This window comes from Mycobacteriales bacterium (genome assembly GCA_035533475.1).
In the GTDB taxonomy this organism is placed as follows: Bacteria; Actinomycetota; Actinomycetes; order DATLTS01; family DATLTS01; genus DATLTS01.
In genome coordinates, this window is record DATLTS010000064.1 from 1 (window position 1) to 22,014 (window position 22,014).

At 71.0% G+C, this 22,014-nt stretch carries 24 protein-coding genes, 1 pseudogene and 1 riboswitch; of the genes and pseudogenes, 18 read left to right on the forward strand and 7 right to left on the reverse strand.

Annotated elements, in window-relative coordinates:
* The first annotated feature begins 195 nt into the window (after nucleotides 1-195).
* The 3 genes from VNG13_15115 to VNG13_15125 all read left to right on the forward strand — a co-directional run bounded on the left by VNG13_15115 (nucleotide 196) and on the right by VNG13_15125 (nucleotide 1,477).
* Nucleotides 196-510 carry a hypothetical protein gene (locus tag VNG13_15115; GenBank protein ID HVA61845.1) on the forward strand — a complete coding sequence of 105 codons (315 nt, stop codon included), beginning with the start codon at nucleotides 196-198 and terminating at the stop codon, nucleotides 508-510.
* Nucleotides 507-821 (forward strand): type II toxin-antitoxin system PemK/MazF family toxin, encoded by a 315-nt coding sequence (locus VNG13_15120; GenBank protein HVA61846.1) that lies wholly within the window; start codon nucleotides 507-509, stop codon nucleotides 819-821. Before VNG13_15115 ends, VNG13_15120 begins: the two co-directional genes overlap by 4 nt.
* Nucleotides 822-1,177: 356 nt before the next feature.
* The gene (locus VNG13_15125; protein HVA61847.1) at nucleotides 1,178-1,477 is read left to right on the forward strand and encodes a hypothetical protein; all 300 of its coding nucleotides are present in this window, start codon (nucleotides 1,178-1,180) and stop codon (nucleotides 1,475-1,477) included.
* Here the strand turns inward: VNG13_15125 and VNG13_15130 are convergent.
* The 6 genes from VNG13_15130 to VNG13_15155 are packed head-to-tail and all read right to left on the reverse strand — an operon-like array spanning nucleotide 1,464 to nucleotide 6,562.
* Nucleotides 1,464-1,919, reverse strand: a complete 456-nt coding sequence (locus VNG13_15130; GenBank protein HVA61848.1) for a GNAT family N-acetyltransferase — start codon at nucleotides 1,917-1,919, stop codon at nucleotides 1,464-1,466. The two genes, VNG13_15125 and VNG13_15130, sit on opposite strands and share 14 nt — an antisense overlap.
* 30 nt (nucleotides 1,920-1,949) lie before the next feature.
* Nucleotides 1,950-2,795, reverse strand: coding sequence for a DUF6492 family protein (locus VNG13_15135; GenBank protein ID HVA61849.1), 846 nt, complete (start codon nucleotides 2,793-2,795; stop codon nucleotides 1,950-1,952).
* A 43-nt stretch (nucleotides 2,796-2,838) separates the two neighbouring features.
* Complete coding sequence (locus VNG13_15140) at nucleotides 2,839-3,651, reverse strand: methylated-DNA--[protein]-cysteine S-methyltransferase (protein HVA61850.1); 813 nt, start codon at nucleotides 3,649-3,651, stop codon at nucleotides 2,839-2,841.
* Nucleotides 3,648-4,226, reverse strand: a complete 579-nt coding sequence (locus VNG13_15145; protein HVA61851.1) for a sigma-70 family RNA polymerase sigma factor — start codon at nucleotides 4,224-4,226, stop codon at nucleotides 3,648-3,650. Before VNG13_15145 ends, VNG13_15140 begins: the two co-directional genes overlap by 4 nt.
* Before the next feature lie 43 nt (nucleotides 4,227-4,269).
* A complete protein-coding gene (locus tag VNG13_15150) occupies nucleotides 4,270-5,163 on the reverse strand; it encodes an alpha/beta fold hydrolase (GenBank protein HVA61852.1) in 894 nt (297 codons plus the stop codon).
* A gap of 22 nt (nucleotides 5,164-5,185) precedes the next feature.
* Complete coding sequence (locus VNG13_15155) at nucleotides 5,186-6,562, reverse strand: DUF2079 domain-containing protein (protein ID HVA61853.1); 1,377 nt, start codon at nucleotides 6,560-6,562, stop codon at nucleotides 5,186-5,188.
* A 99-nt stretch (nucleotides 6,563-6,661) separates the two neighbouring features.
* Here VNG13_15155 and VNG13_15160 point away from each other — a divergent pair, with 99 nt between their 5' ends.
* The 14 genes and pseudogenes from VNG13_15160 (at nucleotide 6,662) to gcvP (ending at nucleotide 19,965) form a co-directional block, all read left to right on the forward strand.
* Nucleotides 6,662-7,288, forward strand: a complete 627-nt coding sequence (locus tag VNG13_15160; GenBank protein HVA61854.1) for a CDP-alcohol phosphatidyltransferase family protein — start codon at nucleotides 6,662-6,664, stop codon at nucleotides 7,286-7,288.
* Nucleotides 7,285-9,783 (forward strand): mannose-1-phosphate guanyltransferase, encoded by a 2,499-nt coding sequence (locus VNG13_15165; GenBank protein ID HVA61855.1) that lies wholly within the window; start codon nucleotides 7,285-7,287, stop codon nucleotides 9,781-9,783. The genes VNG13_15160 and VNG13_15165 overlap by 4 nt, the downstream gene beginning before the upstream one ends.
* Before the next feature lie 34 nt (nucleotides 9,784-9,817).
* Nucleotides 9,818-10,657, forward strand: a complete 840-nt coding sequence (locus tag VNG13_15170; protein ID HVA61856.1) for a DUF881 domain-containing protein — start codon at nucleotides 9,818-9,820, stop codon at nucleotides 10,655-10,657.
* The gene (locus VNG13_15175; protein ID HVA61857.1) at nucleotides 10,654-10,986 is read left to right on the forward strand and encodes a small basic family protein; all 333 of its coding nucleotides are present in this window, start codon (nucleotides 10,654-10,656) and stop codon (nucleotides 10,984-10,986) included. The genes VNG13_15170 and VNG13_15175 overlap by 4 nt, the downstream gene beginning before the upstream one ends.
* A complete protein-coding gene (locus tag VNG13_15180; protein ID HVA61858.1) occupies nucleotides 10,983-11,714 on the forward strand; it encodes a DUF881 domain-containing protein in 732 nt (243 codons plus the stop codon). The genes VNG13_15175 and VNG13_15180 overlap by 4 nt, the downstream gene beginning before the upstream one ends.
* Before the next feature lie 56 nt (nucleotides 11,715-11,770).
* Nucleotides 11,771-12,154 carry a glycine cleavage system protein GcvH gene (gcvH, locus tag VNG13_15185; protein HVA61859.1) on the forward strand — a complete coding sequence of 128 codons (384 nt, stop codon included), beginning with the start codon at nucleotides 11,771-11,773 and terminating at the stop codon, nucleotides 12,152-12,154.
* A gap of 91 nt (nucleotides 12,155-12,245) precedes the next feature.
* A complete protein-coding gene (locus VNG13_15190) occupies nucleotides 12,246-12,755 on the forward strand; it encodes an FHA domain-containing protein (protein HVA61860.1) in 510 nt (169 codons plus the stop codon).
* A 26-nt stretch (nucleotides 12,756-12,781) separates the two neighbouring features.
* Complete coding sequence (locus VNG13_15195; GenBank protein HVA61861.1) at nucleotides 12,782-13,492, forward strand: MerR family transcriptional regulator; 711 nt, start codon at nucleotides 12,782-12,784, stop codon at nucleotides 13,490-13,492.
* A gap of 78 nt (nucleotides 13,493-13,570) precedes the next feature.
* Entirely contained in the window at nucleotides 13,571-14,044 is a 474-nt protein-coding gene (locus VNG13_15200) for a bifunctional nuclease family protein (GenBank protein ID HVA61862.1), read from the forward strand.
* 155 nt (nucleotides 14,045-14,199) lie between these two features.
* Nucleotides 14,200-14,712 carry a MerR family transcriptional regulator gene (locus VNG13_15205; protein HVA61863.1) on the forward strand — a complete coding sequence of 171 codons (513 nt, stop codon included), beginning with the start codon at nucleotides 14,200-14,202 and terminating at the stop codon, nucleotides 14,710-14,712.
* Nucleotides 14,713-14,758: 46 nt separating this feature from the next.
* Nucleotides 14,759-14,855: riboswitch (glycine riboswitch) on the forward strand.
* A gap of 146 nt (nucleotides 14,856-15,001) precedes the next feature.
* Nucleotides 15,002-15,598, forward strand: a complete 597-nt coding sequence (locus tag VNG13_15210; protein HVA61864.1) for an IS607 family transposase — start codon at nucleotides 15,002-15,004, stop codon at nucleotides 15,596-15,598.
* Nucleotides 15,598-15,693: pseudogene (locus VNG13_15215) on the forward strand (hypothetical protein). The gene VNG13_15210 and the pseudogene VNG13_15215 overlap by 1 nt, the downstream one beginning before the upstream one ends.
* A gap of 146 nt (nucleotides 15,694-15,839) precedes the next feature.
* On the forward strand, nucleotides 15,840-17,054 hold the full coding sequence (tnpB, locus tag VNG13_15220) for an IS607 family element RNA-guided endonuclease TnpB (protein HVA61865.1): 1,215 nt from the start codon (nucleotides 15,840-15,842) through the stop codon (nucleotides 17,052-17,054).
* 73 nt (nucleotides 17,055-17,127) lie between these two features.
* Nucleotides 17,128-19,965: an aminomethyl-transferring glycine dehydrogenase gene (gcvP, locus tag VNG13_15225; GenBank protein ID HVA61866.1), complete on the forward strand. Its 2,838-nt coding sequence runs from the start codon at nucleotides 17,128-17,130 to the stop codon at nucleotides 19,963-19,965.
* Here gcvP and VNG13_15230 read toward each other — a convergent pair.
* On the reverse strand, nucleotides 19,962-20,453 hold the full coding sequence (locus tag VNG13_15230) for a hypothetical protein (protein ID HVA61867.1): 492 nt from the start codon (nucleotides 20,451-20,453) through the stop codon (nucleotides 19,962-19,964). The genes gcvP and VNG13_15230 overlap by 4 nt on opposite strands.
* Before the next feature lie 26 nt (nucleotides 20,454-20,479).
* On the opposite strand from VNG13_15230, the gene VNG13_15235 reads away from it, so the two are divergent.
* Nucleotides 20,480-21,394 (forward strand): haloalkane dehalogenase, encoded by a 915-nt coding sequence (locus VNG13_15235; protein HVA61868.1) that lies wholly within the window; start codon nucleotides 20,480-20,482, stop codon nucleotides 21,392-21,394.
* The last annotated feature ends 620 nt before the right edge of the window (nucleotides 21,395-22,014 follow it).

The window sequence follows — 22,014 nt, forward strand, 5'->3', positions numbered from 1 at the left end:
GCTGCCCGGACTGCAACCTGTTCAGCCGCCGGCTGGGAGACGGCGGCCATTGCCCCAACTGCGACGAGCCAGTGCTCGTCCAGGAGCTATTCAGCCCCATCCATCAAGCACCGTCACACACAGAGAACTTGACAGGCCCGAAAGGCTTGCGTCTACACCGCGTGGTACACCGCATAGTGGTGTACCGTATGGTGCATGAGCAAGCGGATGAGCGTCACCCTGGAGGGCGAAGACGAACAAGCCGTCAGCGCGTTCTCCGAGCGCGGTACGCCGGAACATGCCGCGCTGACCGACTGGGCCGCAGGTCGTGGGCTGGATCCCAACAGCCTGGGTTCGGAGGCCTCCGTCGTGCGGGCGCTCCTGCGCGCCGGGGCCGACCGGCTGCGCGAACACGCCCTCGACGACGGCTACGCCGCACTCGCGGCCGCCATCACCAAGGACGAACGGGCGGAGACCCGCTCGGCTCGTCGCCGCTACCTAGCCCGGACGGAGCGGCAGGCCGGCGGGTGAGCCCACCCCCGCTGCGTGGTCAGGTGTACCGCCTTGACTTGGGCCACGGTCGCAAGCCGTGGGTGGTGGTCAGCAACAACAGTCGCAACCGCAACCTAGAGACGGTGATCGCCGCCCGGATCACGACCACCAGCAAGAACGCCCAACTGCCGACCATCGTCGCGCTCAGCGCCGCCGATCCACTCAATGGGCACGTCCTCTGCGACGACCTCATACCGCTCTACCGCGACGAACTGACCACCCCACTGGGCTCACTCAGCCCGGCCACCATGCGCGCGATCAGCGCTGGCCTCCGCCTCGCTCTGCCCTGACCACGATTCTGCCGCGAGCCAAAGCGACGCCTGCGCTCGGCGTCGGTGCGCATGTTGATCGGATCGAATGCGAGTGTGCGCACATCGAGACCTAGTCCAGCCGTAGCCCGTGGCGAGACGGAGCCGTCTTCCGCTACCGGAGGACGGCCCGAAACCCGACGTATGGCCACTGAACTCACCGGTGACCAGCAACAACTCCACGAGATCTTCGAACTCAGCCGGCGGGCGGTCGGACTTAGCTCATGCGTCCGACAAGGCAGCAGCGACCCGCCTACCAGCACGCTCGCGCTCGGGTCGGGTCTAAGGTCAGTTCGCGGGGAGTTCGGTACGTCCCACACCCTCATGGAGGAGAGCCGATGGCGGGTTTCGTGCAGATCATCGAATTCACGACCTCCCGGATCGACGAGGTCGACACGCTGATGTCGGAGCGGCGCGCGGACCTCGAGGCCGGCACCGCGGTCCGGTCGATGGCGACCGGAGACCGTGATCGAGCCGGTACCTACCTGAGCATCGTGGAATTCCCCTCCTACGAGGCGGCCATGGCCAACTCGGAGCGCCCGGAGACCCGGTCTTTCGCGGAAGCCATGGGCAAGCTTTGCGACGGACCGCCGAAGTTCTACAACCTGGACGTGCGGGCGACGCTCACGGGGGACTAGCCGCCGCGCGGCGACGGTCGATCTCCATCCAGCGTTCGGGGTAGCGCACCGGCCCGAATCCGACCCGCCCGTACACCTCGTGCGCGTCGCGGGTCGCCAGAACGAATCGGCTGACCCCCGACCCGGTCAGGTCCCGGACGATGGCATCGACCAGCCATGATCCGATCCCTAGTCCCCGATCGGGCGCGGCCACGAAAACGTCGCAGATCCAGGCAAACGTCGCCTCGTCGGTGACCGCACGGGCGAAGCCCACCTGGACGTCGTCGCGGAAGACGCCGTAGCAGCGGGACCCGGCGAGCGAGCGACGGACGACCTCCAGGTCCCGGCCGGCCGCCCAGTACGACCCCTCGGCGAGCCAGCGATGGATCAACTCGACCTGCATCCGATCGGCGTCGCCGGTGAGGAGCAGCCCGTCACGGGCCTCCTCGAACGCTTCCGCCATCAGCCGAGTGTTCCCGACCTACGCGCTGGCTCAGCCACCGGGCTGGGGCCGGCGCCACAGGCTGCGGACCGCATCCTGCACGGCGCTCCAGTCGCAGTCGAGCCTCGAATGGACCATGGCCGCGCTCACCCCGTGCCGGTCACGGGCTCGGGCCAGGCGGTCCGGGAACTGCGCGGTGGAATAGAACAGCCAACAAGTCCGCCGGTCCGCTGCATCGAGCGCCGCCAGACCGTGGATGTGCCGGGCGAACAGCCCATAGGTCTCGTATTCGGTGGCCGAGCCTGCGGTCATAGCCCGCCACCAGGGCAGATCCTGTCGCCGGTCGAGGAAGTCCAGGAGCTCCCGAACGACGCTGCCGTGCAGCGGCACGAGCCAGGCGGTGTAGGTCAGCGCCGGGTCGAGCCGGTTCGGGTCGAGACCGAGGAGGCGGGCCGAGGCCCGGCGGAACGCCGTCGGCTCCGGGCCGATCGGGAAGTCGCGCAGTTCGAGCAGCAGGGGCCGGGTGGCGCCAAGGGCCAGCGTCTCGGCTGTCACCGGGCGCAGGAAGAACACGTCGCTGTCGACGCAGACCCACGTCGGGTCGTCGACCACCCGGTAGGCGGCCAGCTTGATCAGCTGTTGCCGCTCCCACCCGGTGATGTCCCGCCGGGCCAGCCGTTCGACGAGCCGGGCGGTCGCCCCGCGGGGGAGCACCTCGCCTTCCGCAACGACGGTGAGCCGGTGCCGGTCGGGCACCGCCTCGAACCGCGGCACGTCCCGGGCTGGAACGATCGCCACCTGCGGCAGATCGATGTCGCAGGCCGCCATCGACTCCCGCAGGAACGCGAACCGTTCGTAGTCACCGCGGTGGGACGGCGTCACGAGAGTGACCTGCATGCGCGTCCCTGGGATCGGCCGGTCCGGACCGGGCGGGGCCATGCTAGGCCGGGTGCGATCCGCCAGACTGGGCGGTCCGGCGCTGAACCGACGGGGCCGGTCGACAGTCCCGGCACGGGCGATAGCCGGCCCGGACTGCCGCGGCGACGCTGGGGAAGTCCCGCCGGTGAGCTGCGGTGATCCGCCGCACGTGCGGGCAGGTCGGGTGGCAGATCACGCCCGTGCGGTCGCTCCCGGCGTAACGGCGTCCGGCGGCGGCCAGTAGCGCCAGCGACGGCAGGTCCACGCCTTCGGCTTCGAGCACGCTCAACTTCATCGACCGGCCGAACAGGTAGTCGCCGGGCCGCCCATCCGAGCGCGTGACCCGATGGCAGGGGATGAGTAGCGGGACGGGATTGCGACCCAGGGCGGACCCGACCGCCCGGACCGCGCGTGGCCGGCCGATTTCCGCAGCCACCCATCCGTAGGGGCGGAGCTGACCGGACGGGATGGTCAACGTGGCCGCCAGCACGTCGCGGTCGAACGAGGACAGCCCGGTCAGGTCGTAGGCGAGGCCGCGCGCGGCCCCGGTTCGCAACGCGGGAATCAGCCCAGCCGGGGGCCGGCTCGCCGGGATCAGTGGCCGGCCCTGCCGATCCTGGAACTCGGCGCGGAAACGTTCCGCCGAGTCGCCGACCGCGGTGGCCGGGCGCAGGTAGGCGATCCCGCGCTCGGTGCTGGCGACGAAGACATCCCCGACCGGTCCGGGGACCCGGACCCACCGGGCGAAGATCCGCCCGCCCAGATCGGCCGGCGCGTCGGCGGCCAGCGCGGCAAGTGCCGCGGTCAGTGGATCGGCAACGGGCATCGAGGTCATGACGGCCCTTCCTCCAGGCCCGCGGCGCTGGCCAGCCCGCGCAACCGGGTCAGCCCACGGGAAACATCGGATTTAACGGTGCCCTCAGCCACACCGAGCACACCGGCGATCTCCGGGTAGCCGAGATCGACGATGTGCCGAAGCACGATGGCCACCCGCTGCCGCTCCGGGAGCCGGCCGAGCAATCCGGCCAGCAGGTCACCGGACTCGTGCCGGGCGGTCCGCTGCTCCGGTCCCTCGCCGCGCGCCGCCGGCTCGTTGCCGGCCTCCAGCGGGACGTGCGCCGGCCGGCGGGCCAGCATGCGACGACGGTTCCGCTCGAGATTGAGCAGGATCGTGACCAGCCACGGGCGCACCGCGAGCCCAGCGATCCGTTCCGGCGGGTAGCCGCGGAGCGCCGCGTAGGCGCGCAGAAAGGTTTCGGCCGCCAGGTCCTCCGCGTCCGCGGGGCACCCGGTGGTGCGCAACGCGGCGGTGTAGACGACCCCGCCGTAGTCGGAGACGAGATCGGGAAATGCGGAATCGACGTCCCGGGCCAGGCGTTCGACCAGCCCGCCGGGTCCCGTCGTCGTCACAGCAGCAAGAACACCGGGCGGTCGCGTTCGGTTGCGCCGTCGCCTATCCGCGCAGCCGAAGCCGCTCACGGAACATGTCTGCGGACAGGGTTGCGGGGTGTTCGTCGTTGAAGAAATCGAGCAGGGTAGCGGCGAAACGCGCCGGTTCGTCGCGATGCGGGAAGTGTCCGGCGCGCTCGAAGATCTCCACCCGGGCGGCCGGCAGGAGCGCCGCCGCCGCGTGCGCGTGGGCGACCGGGATGAAACGGTCCCGGGCCCCCCAGACGATGAGCGTCGGGAGCCCCGCGGCGAGGTAGAGCCGGTCGCTCGCGTCGATCCGCTGGCCGCCGAGGTCCATGACCGCCCGGCAGGTGTGCACGAAGGCCCGAAGCGCCTCGGTATCGGCGAGCGACCCGTAGCCCCGGGCGATCTCCTTCGCCGCCGGGGCCATCAGATCCGACAGCCAGGGCAGGGCCCGACCGACCGCCTGGGCCGCGTTGCGGAGCCGGGGGTTGACGCCGATCGGCATGACGTATTCGGCGAACGGAAGGGTTGCCGCCCGCAGCAGCGGCGTCACCTGTCGGCCGAGCCCGCCGGAGGAGACCAGCACGAGCCGTTCGGTGTGCTCCGGGAACTGGTAGGCGAACTGCATCGCGACACCACCGCCGAGCGAGTGCCCGACGACTGTCACCCGCTCGTGACCGAGCAGGTCGGTGAGATCCCGGACCCCGCTGGCGTAGGCGCCGAGGGAATAGTCACCCCTGGGCTTCGCCGACTGCCCGTGCCCGAGCAGGTCGGGGGCGACGATCCGGACGCTGTCCGACAACCGGTCGATGACGTCGGACCAGGTGTCCGCGCACCCGGCGATTCCGTGCAGCAGGACGACGACCGGCCCGGTCTCGCCCGCGGTGATGTAGCTGATCTCGTGCCCGTGCAGGCTCGCGGTTTCTCGGCGCATCGCCCGACGCTACCCGGCCGGGTCACGGCCGGTTCAAGACGACGTAGCCGTCATCGGCGAAGACGACGTGGTAGCCGGCGCTCTCCAGCCGGGCGGTCCGGTCGGCGGCCGGCGCCCGGGAGCCGACCACTACCCACGGCGCGTTTCGCGGCGTGGGGTCGAGGAGCAGCACGGTGTCCCGGTCGACCAGGTGCGGGCCGACCTGGGCCGGGGCCTCGACGGTGACCCCGGGCGGCACGTGCGCCACCGCCGCTTCCGCGGCGGCGACCGCCGCAGTCGTGGACCACTCCGCGGTCGCGCCCAACTGCCCGAACGGGAACCGGGTGCAGGCCCAGACCGCGCCACCGAGCACGGCGGCCGCCCAGCCGAGCGCCCAGCGCTCCGAGCGGAGCCGGGGCAGGCGTGAGCGAACCCGCCGGATCCCGTCGACCGCGGCCAGGACCGCCAGCGGCATCAGCTCGGCGTCGTACTGGAACGCCGTGCCCCACCAGTGCGGGTCGGTCCCGAGGAAGCGCACGAGAAGCAGCGGCACGGCGAGCAGTGCCAGGGGGGATCCCAGCGCGGCGAATCCCCAGGGCGCGGTCAGCCACAACAACGTCCGCCATTTCGGCCCGGGCAGCACGAACAGCCGCAGCAGCCGCACCGGATGGCGGACCGCGAAGCCCAACGCGGCCGGCAGGCCGCCGCGGAACACGGTGTCGGTGAAGTAGGCGTAGTGGTGGCCGGCGGCGAAGTGCGGGATCAGCACGTTCACCGTCAGCTCGAAGGCCGCGAGGCCGCCGAGGGCGGTCAGGGCGCCGAGCCGGCGGTAGCCCCGGACGGCCAGGTAGACGCCGAAACCGGCCAGGAAAAGCCCGAACTGCTCCTTGACCACGAGAAGCACCGAGGCCGCGGCGACCGCCTGCCCGGGGCGGCCGGCGTCCGCCCGTTCGACCGCCAGCGCGGTCAGTGGGACCGCGAACATGATCTCGTGCACGTCGAAACCGAGGGCGGACTGGAGCCCCCAGGCCAGGCCGTAGCCGGCGAGCACGAGATACGCCGCGCGCCGGCCGAGCGCCCGGCGGGTGAACCGCCAGACCGGCACGCCGGAGGCCGCGAAAAGCACGGACTGGGCGACGAAGAGGAGCCCGATGCTCGGCCAGAGCCGGTAGAACGGCGCCAGTACCGCCCAGATCGGCGAGAAGTGGTCGGCGAGCAGGTTGTAGCCGACGATGCCGAAGTCGTGCACCCCCTTGACCGGGGAGATCGGCCCGCGCAGCCGGCTGTAGGAATGCACCGCCTGGTCGAAGATGGTCGAGTCGTATCCGGTCCGGAAGCCGCGTTGCTGCTCGAAGGAGACGAGGCAGTACAGGCCCGCGAAGCTCCCGGTGACCGCCGTCACCCCGCACCGGTCACCCACGTGACCGGACGCTATCCGGTGCGCTGCAAATACCCCCGTCTGCGCGGTTCTGTTAGCGTCCAAGCCGGGTCGGGACACCCGCCTGCACAGGGAGGACCCGTGACCGTGTCGGAGGAGGAGGTGCGCTCCGGGTCCCCGGTTACCGCTCCCCAGCCTGACCGGATCTTCACGATCCCGAACCTGATCTCGTTCCTCCGCCTGCTCGGCGTGCCGCTGTTCCTCTGGCTCGTCCTCGGCCCCCGGGCGGACGGCTATGCACTGGTCGTGCTGATGGCCTCGGGGGTCTCCGACTACCTCGACGGCAAGATCGCCCGGATGTTCGGCATGACCAGCCGGCTCGGTGAGCTCCTGGACCCGCTGGCCGACCGGCTCTACATCGCGTCGACGCTGATCGCGCTGACCGTGCGCGGCATCGTCCCGCTCTGGTTGCTCATCGTGCTCGTCAGCCGCGACGCCGTCCTGGCCCTGTGCCTGCCGATCCTGCACAGGCACGGTTACGGGCCGCTCCCAGTGCACTTCCTCGGCAAGGCCGCTACCTTCAACCTGCTTTACGCGTTTCCGTTCCTGCTGTTCTCGGTCGGTCACGGGACGGTGTCGACGATCACCCGCCCGCTCGGTTGGGCCTTCGCCCTGTGGGGCACGGGGATGTATTGGTGGGCCGGCGCGCTCTACATCGCCCAGGTGCGCCAGCTGGTGGTAGCCGACAGTGCGGGAGGCCTCGAATGAGAGCGGTCGTCATGGCCGGTGGCGAGGGCAGCCGGCTGCGCCCGATGACGGCGAACCTGCCGAAGCCGCTGCTGCCGGTGGCAAACCGGCCGATCATGGAGCACGTCCTGCTGCTGCTGCGCCGGCACGGCTTCACCGACACCGTCGTCACCGTGCAGTTCCTCGCCTCGCTGATCCGCAGCTACTTCGGGGACGGCGACGACGTCGGCATGAACCTGCACTACGCGACCGAAGAACGGCCACTCGGCACCGCCGGAAGTGTCAAGAACGCGGCCGACGCGTTGCGCCATGAACCCTTCGTCGTCGTCTCCGGTGACGCGCTCACCGACCTGGACCTGTCCGCCATGGTGCGCTTCCACAAGGAGCACGGGGCGCTGGTGACCGTGGCCCTGAAGTCCGTGCCCGACCCGCTGGAGTTCGGCATCGTGATCGCCGGTGAGGATGGCCGCATCGACCGCTTCCTGGAGAAGCCGACGTGGGGACAGGTCTTCTCGGACACGGTGAACACCGGGATCTACGTGATGGAGCCGGAAGCACTGGACGCGGTCGAAAGCGGCGAGGTGGTCGACTGGTCGGCCGACGTCTTCCCGGCGCTGCTGGAAGCCGGCGCCCCCCTCTTCGGGTACGTCGCCGATTCGTACTGGGAGGACGTCGGCACGCACGAGAGCTACTTCAAGGCCCACGCCGACGTGCTGAACCGGCAGGTCGACGTAGAGATCGACGGCTTCGAGGTCATGCCCGGGGTCTGGGTCGGGGAAGGCGCGGAGGTCGACCCGGACGCCGCGATCAAGGGCCCGGTGCTGATCGGCGACTACGCCAAGGTCGAGGGCGGTGTCGAGCTGCGCGAGTACACCGTGCTCGGGAACAACGTGGTCGTGAAGTCGGGGGCCTTCCTGCATCGCGCGATCATCCACGACAACGGTTTCATCGGGCAGCAGACCAACCTTCGCGGCTGCGTCGTCGGCCGCAATACCGACATCCTCCGCGCCGCGCGGCTCGAGGAGGGCTCGATCGTCGGCGAGGACTGCGTGGTCGAGGAGGAGGCCTTCATCTCGGCGGGCGTGACGGTGTACCCGTTCAAGACGATCGAAGCGGGCGCGGTCGTCAACACCAGCGTGGTGTGGGAGTCCCGCGGGCAGCGCAACCTGTTCGGCCCGCGGGGGGTCTCCGGACTGGTCAACGTCGAGATCACCCCCGAGCTCGTCGTCCGGCTGGCCAGCGCCTACGCGACGACCCTGCCGAAGGGGAGCGTCGTCACGACCAGCCGGGACGCGTCCCGGGCCGCCCGAGCCCTCAAGCGCGCCGTCATCTCCGCCCTCACCGCCAGCGCGATCAACGTGCGCGACCTCGAGGTCGCCCCGATGCCGCTCACCCGGTTCGAGACCGCGCGCAGCGACTCGGTCGGCGGCGTGGTGGTCCGCACGACCCCGGGCGACGCGCAGGGGGTGGACATCGTCTTCCTCGACGAGCGGGGGGCCGACATTTCCCGCGCCGTTCAGCGCAAACTGGACCGGGTGTTCAGCCGGCAGGAGTTCCGCCGGGCGTTCCCGGGGGAGATCGCCGACCTGACCTTCCCGTCCCGGGTGGTCGACACCTACGCCAAGGACCTGGTCGCCACGATCGACACCAGCGGAATCGCCGAGGCGCAGCTCAAGGTCGTCCTCGACACCGCCGGCGGCACCGCCGCGCTCATCCTGCCCAACCTGCTCGGCCGGCTCGGGGTCGACGTGCTCATCGTCAACGGCATCCTCGACGAGCGGTCACCGACCGAGACGCTGGCCGACCACATGCGGGGTCTCGAGCGGCTCGGCGAACTGGTCGGCTCGAGCCGCGCCGCGCTCGGGGTGCGCTTCGACCCGGTCGGGGAGCGGATCGCCCTGGTCGACGAGCGGGGAGAGCTGATCCACGACGACCGGGCGTTGCTCGTCTTCCTCGACCTCGTGGCCGCCGAGCGGCGCAGCGGCTCGATCGCGCTGCCGGTGACGACGACCCGGGTCGCCGAGCAGGTCACCAGCTTCCACGGGACGGGGATCCGCTGGACGTCGACGGCACCGGACGAGCTCTCGCTCGCCGCCGGGGAACCCGATGTGATCTTCGCGGGCAACGGCCGCGGCGGATTCGTCATCCCGGAGTTCTCCGCGCACATCGACGCGATGGCGGCGTTCCTGCGACTGATCGGCCTGGTCGCCCGAGCGCAGCTCACCCTGTCCCAGATCGACGCCCGGATCCCGCGGGCGCATCTCGTCCGCCGTACCGTGCCCACGCCGTGGGCGGTCAAGGGCCAGGTCATGCGCCTCGTCGTCGAGGCGGCCGGCAGCCGGGAACTGGACACCACGGACGGAGTGCGGATCGTCGAGCCGGACGGCAGCTGGGTTCTCGTCCTTCCGGACCCGGCCGAGGCGGTTACCCATCTGTGGGCCGAGGCCGCGGACCCGGAGACCGCCACGCAGCGGCTCGACGAGTGGGCCGGCATCGTCGAGAAGGCGAGCCGCTGAGCCGGGGCAAGGCGAATCGGGCGACAATGAACGGATGACCCAGCGACGCGAGCCGAGACGCCTCGACGCCTCGATGTCGCTGCTCACGGACATCGCCGCGAACGCCCTGGAGCCGGGCTACGCGCAGGCCGCGCAGGCCCATGCCCGCCGGCCCGCCGGGCGCGGCCCGCGGATAGCGGTGGCGGTCACGGTCGGGATCGCCGCGCTACTCGTCGTGGTCGACGGGGCGCAGGCCGCCCTGCACGCCCCGGCGGACGCCCGGGCCCGGGGCGCCCTGGTCGCGCAGGTGCAGGGTCTCGAGTCCCAGACCGCCGCCCTGGCCGGCACCGTGCGCAACCTACAGGCCGAGGTGGCGGCGGCCTCGGCGAGCGCGCTGTCCGCGGACGCCGCCGGGACCGGCCGGCTGGTCGGGCTCGAACGCGACAGCGGGATGTCCCCGCTGTCGGGCCCCGGCCTCGTCGTCATTCTCAACGACGCCCCGACCGCCTCCCCGGACACGCTGGGTGCCGGGAGCCCCGCGACGGGGCAGAACCGCATCCTCGACTCGGACCTTCAGGCGGTGGTCAACGCGCTGTGGGCGGCTGGGGCGCGGGGCATCGCCATCAACGGGGAGCGCCTCACCGCCTTGACCGCCATCAGAACGGCCGGCGCGGCGATCCTCGTCGACTTCAGCCCGCTGTCCCCCCCGTACACGGTCGAGGCGGTCGGCGACCCGGTCGCGATCGAGACCGGGTTCGGGGGGAGCGCCACGGCAGCCCAGTACCGGACCTACCAGTCGGTGTACGGGCTCGGGTTCTCCTACCACCGGGCGTCCGGGCTTTCCCTGCCCGCCGCCACCGACCTGGTCCTGCACGAAGCGGAGCCGCTGCCTTGATCATCCTGCTTGCGCTGGCGGCCGGGATCGGCATCGGGTTCGCGGTCCAGCCTTCGGTTCCGATCGACCTGCAGCCCTACCTCCCGATCGCCGTCGTCGCGGCCCTCGACGCGGTGTTCGGGGGCCTGCGGGCCCGTCTCGACGGGATCTTCGACGACAAGGTGTTCGTCGTGTCGTTCATCGCGAACGTGCTGGTGGCGGCGCTCATCGTCTTCGTCGGGGACCAGCTCGGGGTGGGCGGAGAGCTGTCGACCGCGGTGATCGTCGTCCTGGGTATCCGGATCTTCTCCAACGTGGCGGCCATCCGCCGGCACCTGTTCCGAGCGTGACCGCGGCCCTGCCGTCGCCCCCGCCACCGACCGGGTGGCGCGGGCTCGTCGAACTGCTCCGCCCCCGGCCCAACCGGGCCCAGGCGATCGTCGCGCTTCTCGTCGGGCTGCTCGGCTTCGCGATCGCCGCGCAAGTCCATGTCACCCGCTCCGGCGGCACCCTCGCCACCGCCCGCCAGACCGACCTGATCGGCCTGCTGGGCGACCTCACCGCGCGGGCCGACCGGCTGCGCGGGCAGATCGCGGCCCTGGAGGTGACCGAGGCGCAGCTCACCGCCGGCACCGGGGGACGGGCGGCCGCGCTGGCCGCGGCCAAGGCCCGGCTTCAGACCCTCGGCATCCTCGCCGGGACCCTGCCGGCGACGGGGCCCGGGATCGCGTTGACGATCAACGATCCGGGGCACCAGGTCCGAGCCGACGTGCTCCTCGACGCCCTCGAGGAACTGCGCGGCGCCGGGGCCGAGGTGATCCAGATCGGCCCGGTGCGGGTCGTCGCCTCCACGGCGCTGCTCGACGCCGCCAACCGCAACGTCACCGTCGACGGGGTCGAGGTGGCGCCGCCGTACGCCTTCCTCGTCATCGGCGACCCGAAGACGCTCGCCGCGGCCCTCGGCATCCCCGGCGGTGTCCTCGACACGGTGGACGCCCGGCCCGGGGCCAGCGCGACGGTCGACCAGCTCGCCCGGGTGACCATCCGCGCCTTGCATCCGGCCGGAGCCGGTCAGTAGGCTCGCCGCGCCCTGTCCCGACCGTCCCGACCGTCCCGAGCGCCCGCGGAGGCCCGGTGTTGCCGCAAGACCTCAAGTTCACGGCGGAGCACGAGTGGATCAGGCTCACCGGTGACGTCGTCCGGGTCGGGATCACCGACTTCGCCCAGGAGGCCCTCGGGGACATCGTCTTCGTCACCCTCCCGGAGCCGGGCACCGAACTGGCGGCCGGGTCGGTGTTCGGCGAGGTGGAGTCGACGAAGAGCGTCTCCGACCTATACGCGCCGGTCTCCGGGACGGTCAGCGCTCGCAACGAGGAGCTGGACCGGCGCCCCGAGCTGGTCAACAGCGATCCGTACGGCGAAGGCTGGATGATCGAGATCACCCCGTCCGGCGAGGGGGACATCGAGGGTTTGCTCGACTCGGATGGTTACACCGCATTGATCACGCCGTCCTCCTGACCGGCTCCCGGTTGACCGCACCGCCACCGGCCGCTTACGTTCCCCGGACCATCAACCTTTGGTCGACGGTCGGACGGGGAAAGGACCCGCTATGGCGACGGTGTTCTGTACCCAGTGTGGCCAGCAGAATCCGGAGGAGTCCCGCTTCTGCGCGCGCTGCGGCGCTGCCCTCACCCTGCCGTCGGGGGAGCGCGCGGTCGAGGCGACCTCGACGATCTCGATCGGCGGGCTCGATCCGCTCGAAGAGCACGGCGACGACGAGACCTTCGGCGACCTGGCGCTGGAGGCGCTGCCGGCCGGCTCGGCGCTGCTCGTGGTGCGCCGAGGCCCGAACGCCGGCAGCCGCTTCCTCCTCGACAAAGATGTGACGACCGCCGGGCGGCACCCGGAGAGCGACATCTTCCTCGATGACGTCACGGTCTCCCGCCGGCACGCCGAGTTCCACCGCGCCGACACGGTGTTCTCGGTGTGCGACGTGGGCAGCCTCAACGGCACCTATCTCAACCGGGAGCGGATCGACAACACCCCCCTCGCCAGCGGTGACGAGGTGCAGATCGGCAAGTTCCGGCTGGTCTACCTCACCGCAGAGACCACCCGGTGAGCGCGGCGATGCCCTCCCGGGCGTTCATGAGCATCGGCGAGGTGCTGTCCCAGCTCCGCCCCGAGTTCCCCGACGTCACCATCTCGAAGATCCGGTTCCTGGAGGCGGAGGGCCTGGTCGAGCCGGAACGCACCCCGTCGGGATACCGCAAGTTCTCCCGCGACGACCTGGCCCGGCTGCGCTACGTGCTCGGTGCCCAGCGTGACCACTACCTCCCGCTGCGGGTGATCAAGGCCCACCTCGAGGCCCTCGACCGTGGCCTGGAGCCCCCGAGCACCCCCGGTGGGGGCCCGCAGGTGCCGCGGGCCCTGGTCGCCGCGGAGGGGCTGCCGGATGCGACCGCCTTCGGGCCGGACGCCAGCGAGCTGCGGCTGTCCCGCGACGAGCTGATGGATGCGGCCGGGCTCGAGCCGGAGGCCCTCGCCGCGCTGGAGAACTACGGCCTGGTCGGGCCGCGCCCCGGCTCCACGCACTACGACGGCGACGCGCTCATCATCGCGAAAACCGTCGCGGAGATGGCCTCGTTCGGCATCGAAGCCCGCCATCTGCGCTCGTTCAAGGCGGCGGCCGACCGGGAGATCGGCCTGGTCGAACAGGTGATCAGCCCGCTCGCCCGCCAGCGCAACCCGGAAGCGCGAGCCCGGGCCGAGGAGGTGTCCCGGGAACTCGCGGCGCTGTCGGTGAAGCTGCATGCCACCCTGGTCAAGGCCGGCCTCCAGCCGCGATTCGGACGCTGACCGGTCGTCGCGACACGCGGTCCGCGGCCGACGGCGCGGTGTAGGTTGGACGTCGGGCCGTGAGGGACGGGGAACGACGTGAACGAGCTTTCCGTGGTCGGGGTCCGCGTGGAGTTGCCGTCGAACGCTCCGATCGTTCTGCTCAAGGAAGTCTCCGGGGACCGCTACCTGCCGATCTGGATCGGGGCCGTCGAGGCGACCGCGATCGCGTTCGCCCAGCAGGGGATCAAACCGGCCCGGCCGCTGACCCACGACCTGTTCAAGGACGTCCTGGAGGCGTTGGGCGGTGACCTGCGGGCCGTGCACATCACCGATCTGCGGGACGGCGTCTTCTTCGCCGAACTGATCTTCGCGAGCGGCACGACGGTCTCGGCGCGACCTTCGGACGCGATCGCGCTGGCGATCCGGACCGGCACGACGATCTTCGCCGAAGACGAGGTGCTCGCCGAGGCCGGAATCCCGATCGCGGAGGACACCGAGCAGGACAGTGAGGTCGAGAAGTTCCGGGAGTTCCTCGACCAGGTGACCCCGGAGGATTTCGAGACCTCCTGACCGGCATCCGCGCTCAGACGTGGATGTCGACTGGAGCTTGAGGGTTGCGACGCGCCGGCCGATGACATTGACGGCGGCCGGTGGGCTGCCTAGCGTCGCCCGAGTCGAGGAGAGGCGGGAACGTGGCCGGCACCGAGCGCCCGGGGGACCCGGGCATTCAGCAGGCCCTGTTCGCCGAAGATCGACCGTCCGACGGGATCGGCTACCGGGGACCGACCGCCTGCCGGGCGGCTGGGATCACCTACCGGCAGCTCGACTACTGGGCGCGGACCGGTCTGGTCGAGCCGAGCGTGCGCCCGGCGCACGGGTCGGGCAGCCAGCGGCTCTACTCCTTCCGGGACATCCTGGTGCTCCGGGTCGTCAACGGACTGCTCAGGGCCGGTGTTTCGCTGCCGAACATCCGGACCGCGGTCGCCACGCTGCGCGAGCGCGGGATCGACGACCTGGCCCGGCTCACCCTGGTGAGCGACGGAACCACGGTCTACGAGTTCACCTCCCCGGACGAGGTGGTCGACCTGCTCCAGGGCGGTCAGGGCGTTTTCGCGATCGCGGTGAGCCGGGTGGCCCGCGACGTGGAGGGCTCGCTCGCCGAGCTCCCGGGCGAGCGGCCCGGCGAGCCCGGTGCCGACGAGCTGGCGGCCCGCCGCGGCCGGCGCAGCACGGCCTAGCCAGCACAGCCGGCGCCAGCCACCGCTGGTAGCCTGAACCGTCCGTCGACCCCGCGCGGGAGAGTTCTCACGCCGCCAGCGTGAGGCGCCGAAGGAGCAATTCCTCCCCGGAATCTCTCAGGCCCAGCGACCGCGCAGGTTAGGACACTCTGGAAAGCGGACGCCACGGCGTCCCACCGATGGGGCAAGCCCGGGCGCGGGTGAAGCTCTCAGGTTCCATGACAGAGGGGCTGCAAACTGCTCGGCGTTTCGTGAGCAAACGTGAGCGAACGTGTGTTTTATTGAGTGTGTGAAGCTAGCTGAGTGGGCGCGGGTGAACGGTGTGCATCCGCAGACCGCGTACCGGTGGTTCCGGGAGGACCGGATGCCGGTGCTAGCTCGGCGTCTGGAGTCGGGCACGATCTGGGTGGACGCGGCCCCGGCCGATGACACCGGCCGAACTGTGGTCTACGCGCGGGTGTCTTCTCATGACGAGCGTGCCGATCTGGACGGGCAGGTCGCACGGCTCACGGACTGGGCTACCAGCAACGGTCACATGGTTGGTGAGGTGGTGCGCGAGGTCGGGTCCGGGTTGAACGGCAAGCGCCCGAAGTTGCGGAGGATCCTGTCGGACCCGTCTGCGAGCGTGGTGGTCGTGGAGCATCGCGACCGGCTGGCCAGGTTCGGGGCCGACCACCTCGAAGCGGCGTTGTCTGCACATGGCCGCCGCGTGGTGGTGGCTGATCCGGGCGAGACCACCGATGATTTGGTGCGAGACATGATCGAGGTCCTCACCTTCATGTGCGCCCGGCTCTACGGGCGTCGGGGTGCGCGGAACCGGGCCATGAGGGCGGTCACCGCCACCAAGCATGCCGAGGAGACAGTCACGGGATCGGTCGGTGTGTGATGGCGAGGTTCGAGGTTCCTGATGGTTGGGTGGCGCAGGCCTACCGGTTTGCGCTCGACCCGAGTACCGGCCAGGAGCAGGCGTTCCGTTCTCATGCAGGTGGTGCCCGCAAGGCACACAACACGATGCTCGCGCTGGTGAAGGCGACGCTGGATCAGCGGGCTGCGGAACGGTCCTACGACGTTGACGAAGCCGACCTGACCCCGTCGCTAGGGTGGTCGCTGGCGGCGTTGCGGAAGGAGTGGAAACCCGTAAGGACGTGGTTGCGCCGTGGTGGCGTGAGAACTCCAAGGAGGCCTACAACACCGGTCTGGACGCTCTGGCCCGCGGGCTGGACGCGTGGGGTAAGTCCCGCAAGGGCGAGCGGGCGGGCAAGGCGGTCGGGTTCCCGAGGTTCAAGACTGCCCGGGCCAGGCGCTCGGTGCGGTTCACCACCGGGGCCATCCGCGTCGAGGCCACCCGCCATCACGTGACCCTGCCGCGGGTGGGCAAACTCAAAACCCACGAGTCCACGAGGAAACTGGCGCGCCGCATCGAGGCTTCGACCGCGCGCATCCTCTCAGCGACCGTTGCCGAGGACTCGGCCGGGCGTTGGCACGTCTCGTTCCAGACCATCGTGGCGGCCAAGACCCGACCCGCACACGCCGGTAGGTCGCCGCATCCGGTGGTCGGTGTCGATGTCGGCGTCAAGGATCTGCTGGTGGTTGCGACCCCGGACGGGGTCGAAGTCGCGCTGGTGCCAGCGCCCAAACCGTACGCGAAGGTGCAGACCCGCCTGCGGGCGTTGCAGCGCAAGGCCGCGCGGCAGCACGGCCCCTACGACCCGGCCACCCGCATCAAGCAGCGGCCCTCGAAGCGGTGGGTAAAGACTCAGGCCCGGATCGGACGTACCCACGCCCGTGCCGCTGCCGTGCGCCGCGACGCGCTCCACAAGGCCACCACCATCCTGGCCCAGCAGCACCAGGTCAACACCGTGGAGACGTTGAACACCTCCGGGATGAGGTCGGCGGGCGGTGCCTACAAGAAGGGCCTGAACCGGGCGCTGGCCGACGCCGCCCTCGCCGAGATCAGGCGGATGCTCGGCTACAAGACCCGCTGGTATGGCACCACACTCGTGGAGGCCGACCGGTGGTACCCATCTTCCAAGACGTGCTCGGGGTGCGGCAGGCGAAAGCCAAACCTGACCCTCGCCGACCGCACCTATATATGTGAGCACTGCGGCCTGACGATCGGCCGTGATCTCAACGCCGCGATCAACCTCGCCCGATACGGGCGAGACCTCACCCGAGGTGAACCGTGTCCCGCCGACAGTGGGTCGGTGGCAGGACGTGGAGCCACCCATAAGACCAGACCCGCGCAAGCGGCGACGGCAGGAGGCAGTGAAACGTCAACCCGGCACAACACCACCGGTGTTGATCCGACCGGGACCGCCGTCTCGCAAGGGACGGCTGCCTGATGGAGCAGACTCACATTTGCTCACCAGAAGGCAACGGGAGGGGCATCGGTCCGTCGCGATCCGAGGAGGCCCCATGACCCGCCCCCGCCCGGCCGCCGGCTTCGCCGACCGCCACATCGGCCCGCGCGAGGGCGAGATCGCCCGGATGCTCGAGGTGGTCGGCTTCGACGGCCTCGACGAGCTGATCGACGCGGCCGTCCCGTCCGCGATCCGCGACCGGGAGCCGCTGAACCTGCCACCGGCCGCGGGGGAGTCCGAGGTCAGCGCGGAACTGGCCGCGCTCGCCGCGCGCAACGCCACCGCGGTGTCCATGATCGGGCTCGGCTACGCCGATACGGTCACCCCGCCGGTGATCAGGCGGAACGTGCTGGAGAACCCGGCGTGGTACACCGCCTACACGCCATACCAACCGGAGATCTCGCAGGGCCGGCTGGAGGCGCTGCTCATCTTCCAGACCCTGATCGAAGACCTCACCGCGCTCCCGGTCGCCGGGGCTTCGCTGCTCGACGAGGCGACCGCCGCGGCCGAGGCAATGACGCTTTGTCGACGTGTCGGTTCATCGACCGGGGCGTTCGTGCTGGACCGGGACTGCCACCCCCAGACCATCGCCGTGGTCCGGACCCGAGCCCGGCCGCTCGGCATCGAGGTGGTGGTGGCCGATCTCAGCGACGGCCTCGGCCCCGACCTTCCGGCCGAGCTGTCCGGCGTCCTGCTCCAGTACCCGGGAAGCACCGGGGCGGTCCGCGATCTGGCGCCGATCATCGCGGCGGTGCACGAGCGCGGCGGCCTGGCCGTCGTCGCCGCCGACCTGCTCGCGCTGACCCTGCTCCGGGCACCGGGGGAGTGCGGAGCCGATGTCGCGGTCGGCTCCGCGCAGCGCCTCGGGGTCCCTATGTGGTTCGGCGGCCCGCACGCGGGCTACCTCGCGGTTCGGGCCGGGCTCGAACGCTCCCTCCCCGGGCGGCTGGTGGGTGTGTCGGTCGACGCCGACGGCACCCCGGCATTCCGGCTCGCGCTACAGACCCGGGAGCAGCACATCCGCCGGGAGAAGGCGACGAGCAACATCTGCACCGCGCAGGTGCTCCTCGCGGTCACCGCCGCCATGTACGCGGTCTACCACGGCCCGGAAGGGCTCACCGCGATCGCGGAACGTGTCCACGAGCGGGCCGCCGAGCTCGCCGCGGGCCTGCGAGCCGGCGGGGTCGAGGTCGTCCACCCCGCCTTCTTCGACACGGTCGCGGGCCGGGTCCCGGGTCGCGCCGACGTGGTGCTGGCCGCGGCGCTCGAACGGGGGATCAACCTGCGCCGGATCGACGCGGACACCGTAGCGGCGGCGTGCGACGAGCTCACCACGCCCGGTCACATCGCGGCGGTGCTCGACGCGTTCGGCGTGCCGGCGGCCACCGGGGCTGCGGCGTCGGCCCTTCCCGAGGGATTGGCCAGGTCCAGCCCGTTCCTCACCCATCCGGTGTTCTCCGCGCACCGGTCGGAGACCGCGATGCTGCGCTACCTGCGCTCGCTCTCCGACAAGGACGTCGCGCTGGACCGGTCGATGATCCCGCTCGGCTCGTGCACGATGAAGCTCAACGGCACGACCGAGATGGAGCCGCTGAGCTGGCCCGGCTTCGCGCGGGTGCACCCCTACGCACCGGCCGACCAGGTGGTCGGGTACCTCGAGCTGATCAGCACCCTGGAGGGCTGGCTGGCCGAGATCACCGGCTATGCCCGGGTCTCCGTCCAGCCGAACGCCGGCTCGCAGGGCGAGTTCGCCGGCCTGCTCGCCATCCGGGCCTACCACGACAGTCGCGGCGAGACCGGACGGGACGTCTGCCTGATCCCGTCCTCGGCACACGGGACGAACGCGGCGAGCGCGGCGATGGCCGGAATGCGGGTGGTGGTCGTGGCCTGCGACCCGGGTGGCAACGTCGACCTCGCGGACCTTCGCGCCCGGCTGGCCGAGCACGACGGCCGGGTCGCGGCGATCATGCTCACCTACCCGTCGACCCACGGGGTGTTCGAACCGACGGTGACCGAGATCTGCGCCGCCGTGCACGAGTCTGGAGGTCAAGTATACGTTGATGGTGCGAACCTGAACGCGCTGGTCGGCCTGGCCCGGCCCGGTCGGTTCGGCGCCGACGTCTCGCACCTCAACCTGCACAAGACGTTCTGTATCCCGCACGGCGGGGGCGGACCCGGGGTGGGGCCGGTCGCGGTGCGGGCCCACCTCGCCGAGTTCCTCCCCGGCGACCCGTTGGCCGGGTCCGGCGGTCCGGTCGGGCCCGTGTCCGCGGCCGCCCACGGGTCGGCCGGGATCCTGCCGATCTCGTGGGCCTACATCCGGCTGATGGGCCCGGACGGGCTGCGCCGGGCCAGCGAGGTGGCCGTCCTGGCCGCGAACTACGTCGCCCGCCGACTCGCCTCGCATTACCCGATCCTCTACAGCGGCGCCGGCGGCCTGGTCGCCCACGAGTGCATCGTCGACCTGCGCCCGATCACCCGGGAAACCGGCGTCTCCGTCGAGGACGTCGCGAAGCGACTGATCGACTACGGCTTCCACGCTCCGACGATGTCCTTCCCGGTCGCCGGCACGCTGATGATCGAGCCGACCGAGTCCGAGGACCTCGCCGAGCTGGACCGCTTCTGCGCGGCGATGATCGCGATCCGGGCGGAGATCGACCGGGTCTCGACCGGCGAATGGCCGCGCGACGACAATCCGCTCACCGGCGCCCCGCACACTGCGGCGATGATGGTCGGGGAATGGAAGCACGCCTACAGCCGCGAGGAGGCCGTCTACCCGCTCCCGGCGCTGCGGGCGGCCAAGTACTGGCCACCGGTCCGTCGGATCGAAGGGGCCTACGGGGACCGGAACCTGATCTGCGCCTGCCCGCCGGTCGAGGCGTTCGCCGACTAGGTCCGGCCCTCGACCTCCTGCGCGGCTTCGAGCGCCGGGGCCCGCCCGGCCCAGTCGGCCTGCCGCACGGGATAGCCGGCTGCGCTCACCGCGGTGCAGACCGCCGCATCATCGTCGATAACGACGCCGACCTCCCGGTCGGCTCCCACCTCCCGCAGCAGCTCAACCTTGGCGATCCGCGCGGGCCGGTGGTCCCCGTCGGCCCGCATGACGATCCGGCCGGGCGGCAGGTGATGGCGGGCCAGCCAGTCCCGGGTGTCCCCCCGGGTCCGGGCCGGCCGGCCGGTCAGGTAGACGATCTCGTGGGTGGCGGCGAGGTCCCGGACAACCACGACCCCCTCGGCCAGCGGCGGGTCCTCCGGGGCGGCGGCGAAGAAGCCGGCCCAGTCCTTGGGCCGGCGCTCGAGATGGTGCAGCCGGTGCCGGACGTCGGCCACCACCCCGTCGATGTCGATCACGGCGAGCGGCCGAGCCTGGTCTGCTGGCATCCGTCGAGCCTGCCAGAATGGGCGGCATGCAGCTGCTGCGCACCCCGGAGGAACGGTTCGCCGACGTTCCCGCGTTCGGTTACGAGCCGTGTTACGTCGAGGTGGCCCGGGGCGACGACACCGGCTCGCTGCGGGTGGCCTACGTCGAGGCGGGGCCGGCCGATGGGCCGGTGGTGCTCTGCCTGCACGGCGAGCCGACCTGGTCGTTCCTGTATCGCAAGGTGCTGGCGGTGCTGGCCGACGCCGGCTGCCGGGCCATCGCGCTCGACCTGGTCGGCTTCGGCCGGTCGGACAAGCCGGCCGAGGTGGCGGACCACAGCTACGCCCGGCACGTCGAGTGGGTCCGGGCCGCCGTGTTCGACGGCCTGGGGCTGTCCCGGGTCACCCTCCTCGGGCAGGACTGGGGGGGCCTGATCGGCCTGCGGCTGGTGGCCGAGAACCCGGACCGGTTCGCCGCCGTGGTCGCGGCCAACACCGGGCTGCCGACCGGCGATCACGACATGCCCGCGATCTGGTGGACCTTCCACGACGCGGTGGTGTCCGCGCCGACCCTCGACATCGCCAGGTTCGTCAACAGTGGTTGCCTCGTGCCGCTGCCGCCGGAGGTGCTCGCCGGATACGCCGCGCCGTTTCCCGATCCGAGCTTCATGGCCGGACCGCGGGCGATGCCGCAACTCGTGCCGACCCGCCCGGACGACCCGGCGAGCGCGGCCAACCGGGCGGCCTGGGCGGTGCTCGGCCAGCTCGACCTGCCGTTGCTGTGCGCGTTCAGCGACAGCGACCCGATCACCGGCGGGATGGCGCCGATTCTCGCCGCGGCGATGCCCGGGGCGGCCGGGCGCGATCATCCGACGATCACCGGCGCCGGGCATTTCCTCCAGGAGGATGCCGGGGACCGGCTCGGCCAGGTCGTCGCCGAGTTCGTCCACGCCGTGGTCTGAGCGGGCTCAGGTCAAAACGTCTACCCGAGAATCCACCACGGGGCGTTCACCCCCCCGGAGGGCAGGGGAACGGGTGGCCGTGGCCCTCCACCCAATTTACCTCTCGTCCTGTCGTCGCATTTACAATCTCGGCCGAGTGGAACGGACCCACAGGTCCGCCGCCAGTTCCACCAGTCTGGAGGAATACGCCGATCCATGCCTCGGTCTGCCCGGTCAACGTCGGGGTCGGCTGTCCGGGATAAAACACTTGGTAGCTGATCTGGCAGGCCACTGGGCGCCCCAGTCCGAAGAGCACGAGTGCACCCTGGCGATCCGAGAAACGAATGCCCTCTTGATCGATTAGGGCTTTCGCCTGCTTGGCATCAATCTTCGGTTGAAAGCCGGGCGACGGCGGCAGGATGAGCAACTGATTCGACCCGATCCCGAATGCGGAACGACTCAAGGCCGGACCCGGACCCGAATACGAACTGGTGGTGCATGAGATGGCACCCAACACACACACGAGGGATGCGCAGACTCGGCCAATGCGGCTAGGCATCGACCGCCGGCCCGCTGGATACTCCACGCTCAGGTCCGGTTCCCGCAACCTTGCCGAGCTACTCACACCGAGTCTCCGACAG

Bases quoted from the DNA above. Each gene is read 5' to 3' on its own strand.
- VNG13_15115 (HVA61845.1), top strand. From the start codon at position 196: ATGAGCAAGCGGATGAGCGTCACCCTGGAGGGCGAAGACGAACAAGCC.
- VNG13_15125 (HVA61847.1), top strand. From the start codon at position 1,178: ATGGCGGGTTTCGTGCAGATCATCGAATTCACGACCTCCCGGATCGAC.
- VNG13_15130 (HVA61848.1), bottom strand. From the start codon at position 1,919: ATGGCGGAAGCGTTCGAGGAGGCCCGTGACGGGCTGCTCCTCACCGGC.
- VNG13_15135 (HVA61849.1), bottom strand. From the start codon at position 2,795: ATGCAGGTCACTCTCGTGACGCCGTCCCACCGCGGTGACTACGAACGG.
- VNG13_15140 (HVA61850.1), bottom strand. From the start codon at position 3,651: ATGACCTCGATGCCCGTTGCCGATCCACTGACCGCGGCACTTGCCGCG.
- VNG13_15150 (HVA61852.1), bottom strand. From the start codon at position 5,163: ATGCGCCGAGAAACCGCGAGCCTGCACGGGCACGAGATCAGCTACATC.
- VNG13_15165 (HVA61855.1), top strand. From the start codon at position 7,285: ATGAGAGCGGTCGTCATGGCCGGTGGCGAGGGCAGCCGGCTGCGCCCG.
- VNG13_15170 (HVA61856.1), top strand. From the start codon at position 9,818: ATGACCCAGCGACGCGAGCCGAGACGCCTCGACGCCTCGATGTCGCTG.
- VNG13_15190 (HVA61860.1), top strand. From the start codon at position 12,246: ATGGCGACGGTGTTCTGTACCCAGTGTGGCCAGCAGAATCCGGAGGAG.
- VNG13_15195 (HVA61861.1), top strand. From the start codon at position 12,782: ATGAGCATCGGCGAGGTGCTGTCCCAGCTCCGCCCCGAGTTCCCCGAC.
- gcvP (HVA61866.1), top strand. From the start codon at position 17,128: ATGACCCGCCCCCGCCCGGCCGCCGGCTTCGCCGACCGCCACATCGGC.
- VNG13_15230 (HVA61867.1), bottom strand. From the start codon at position 20,453: ATGCCAGCAGACCAGGCTCGGCCGCTCGCCGTGATCGACATCGACGGG.
- VNG13_15235 (HVA61868.1), top strand. From the start codon at position 20,480: ATGCAGCTGCTGCGCACCCCGGAGGAACGGTTCGCCGACGTTCCCGCG.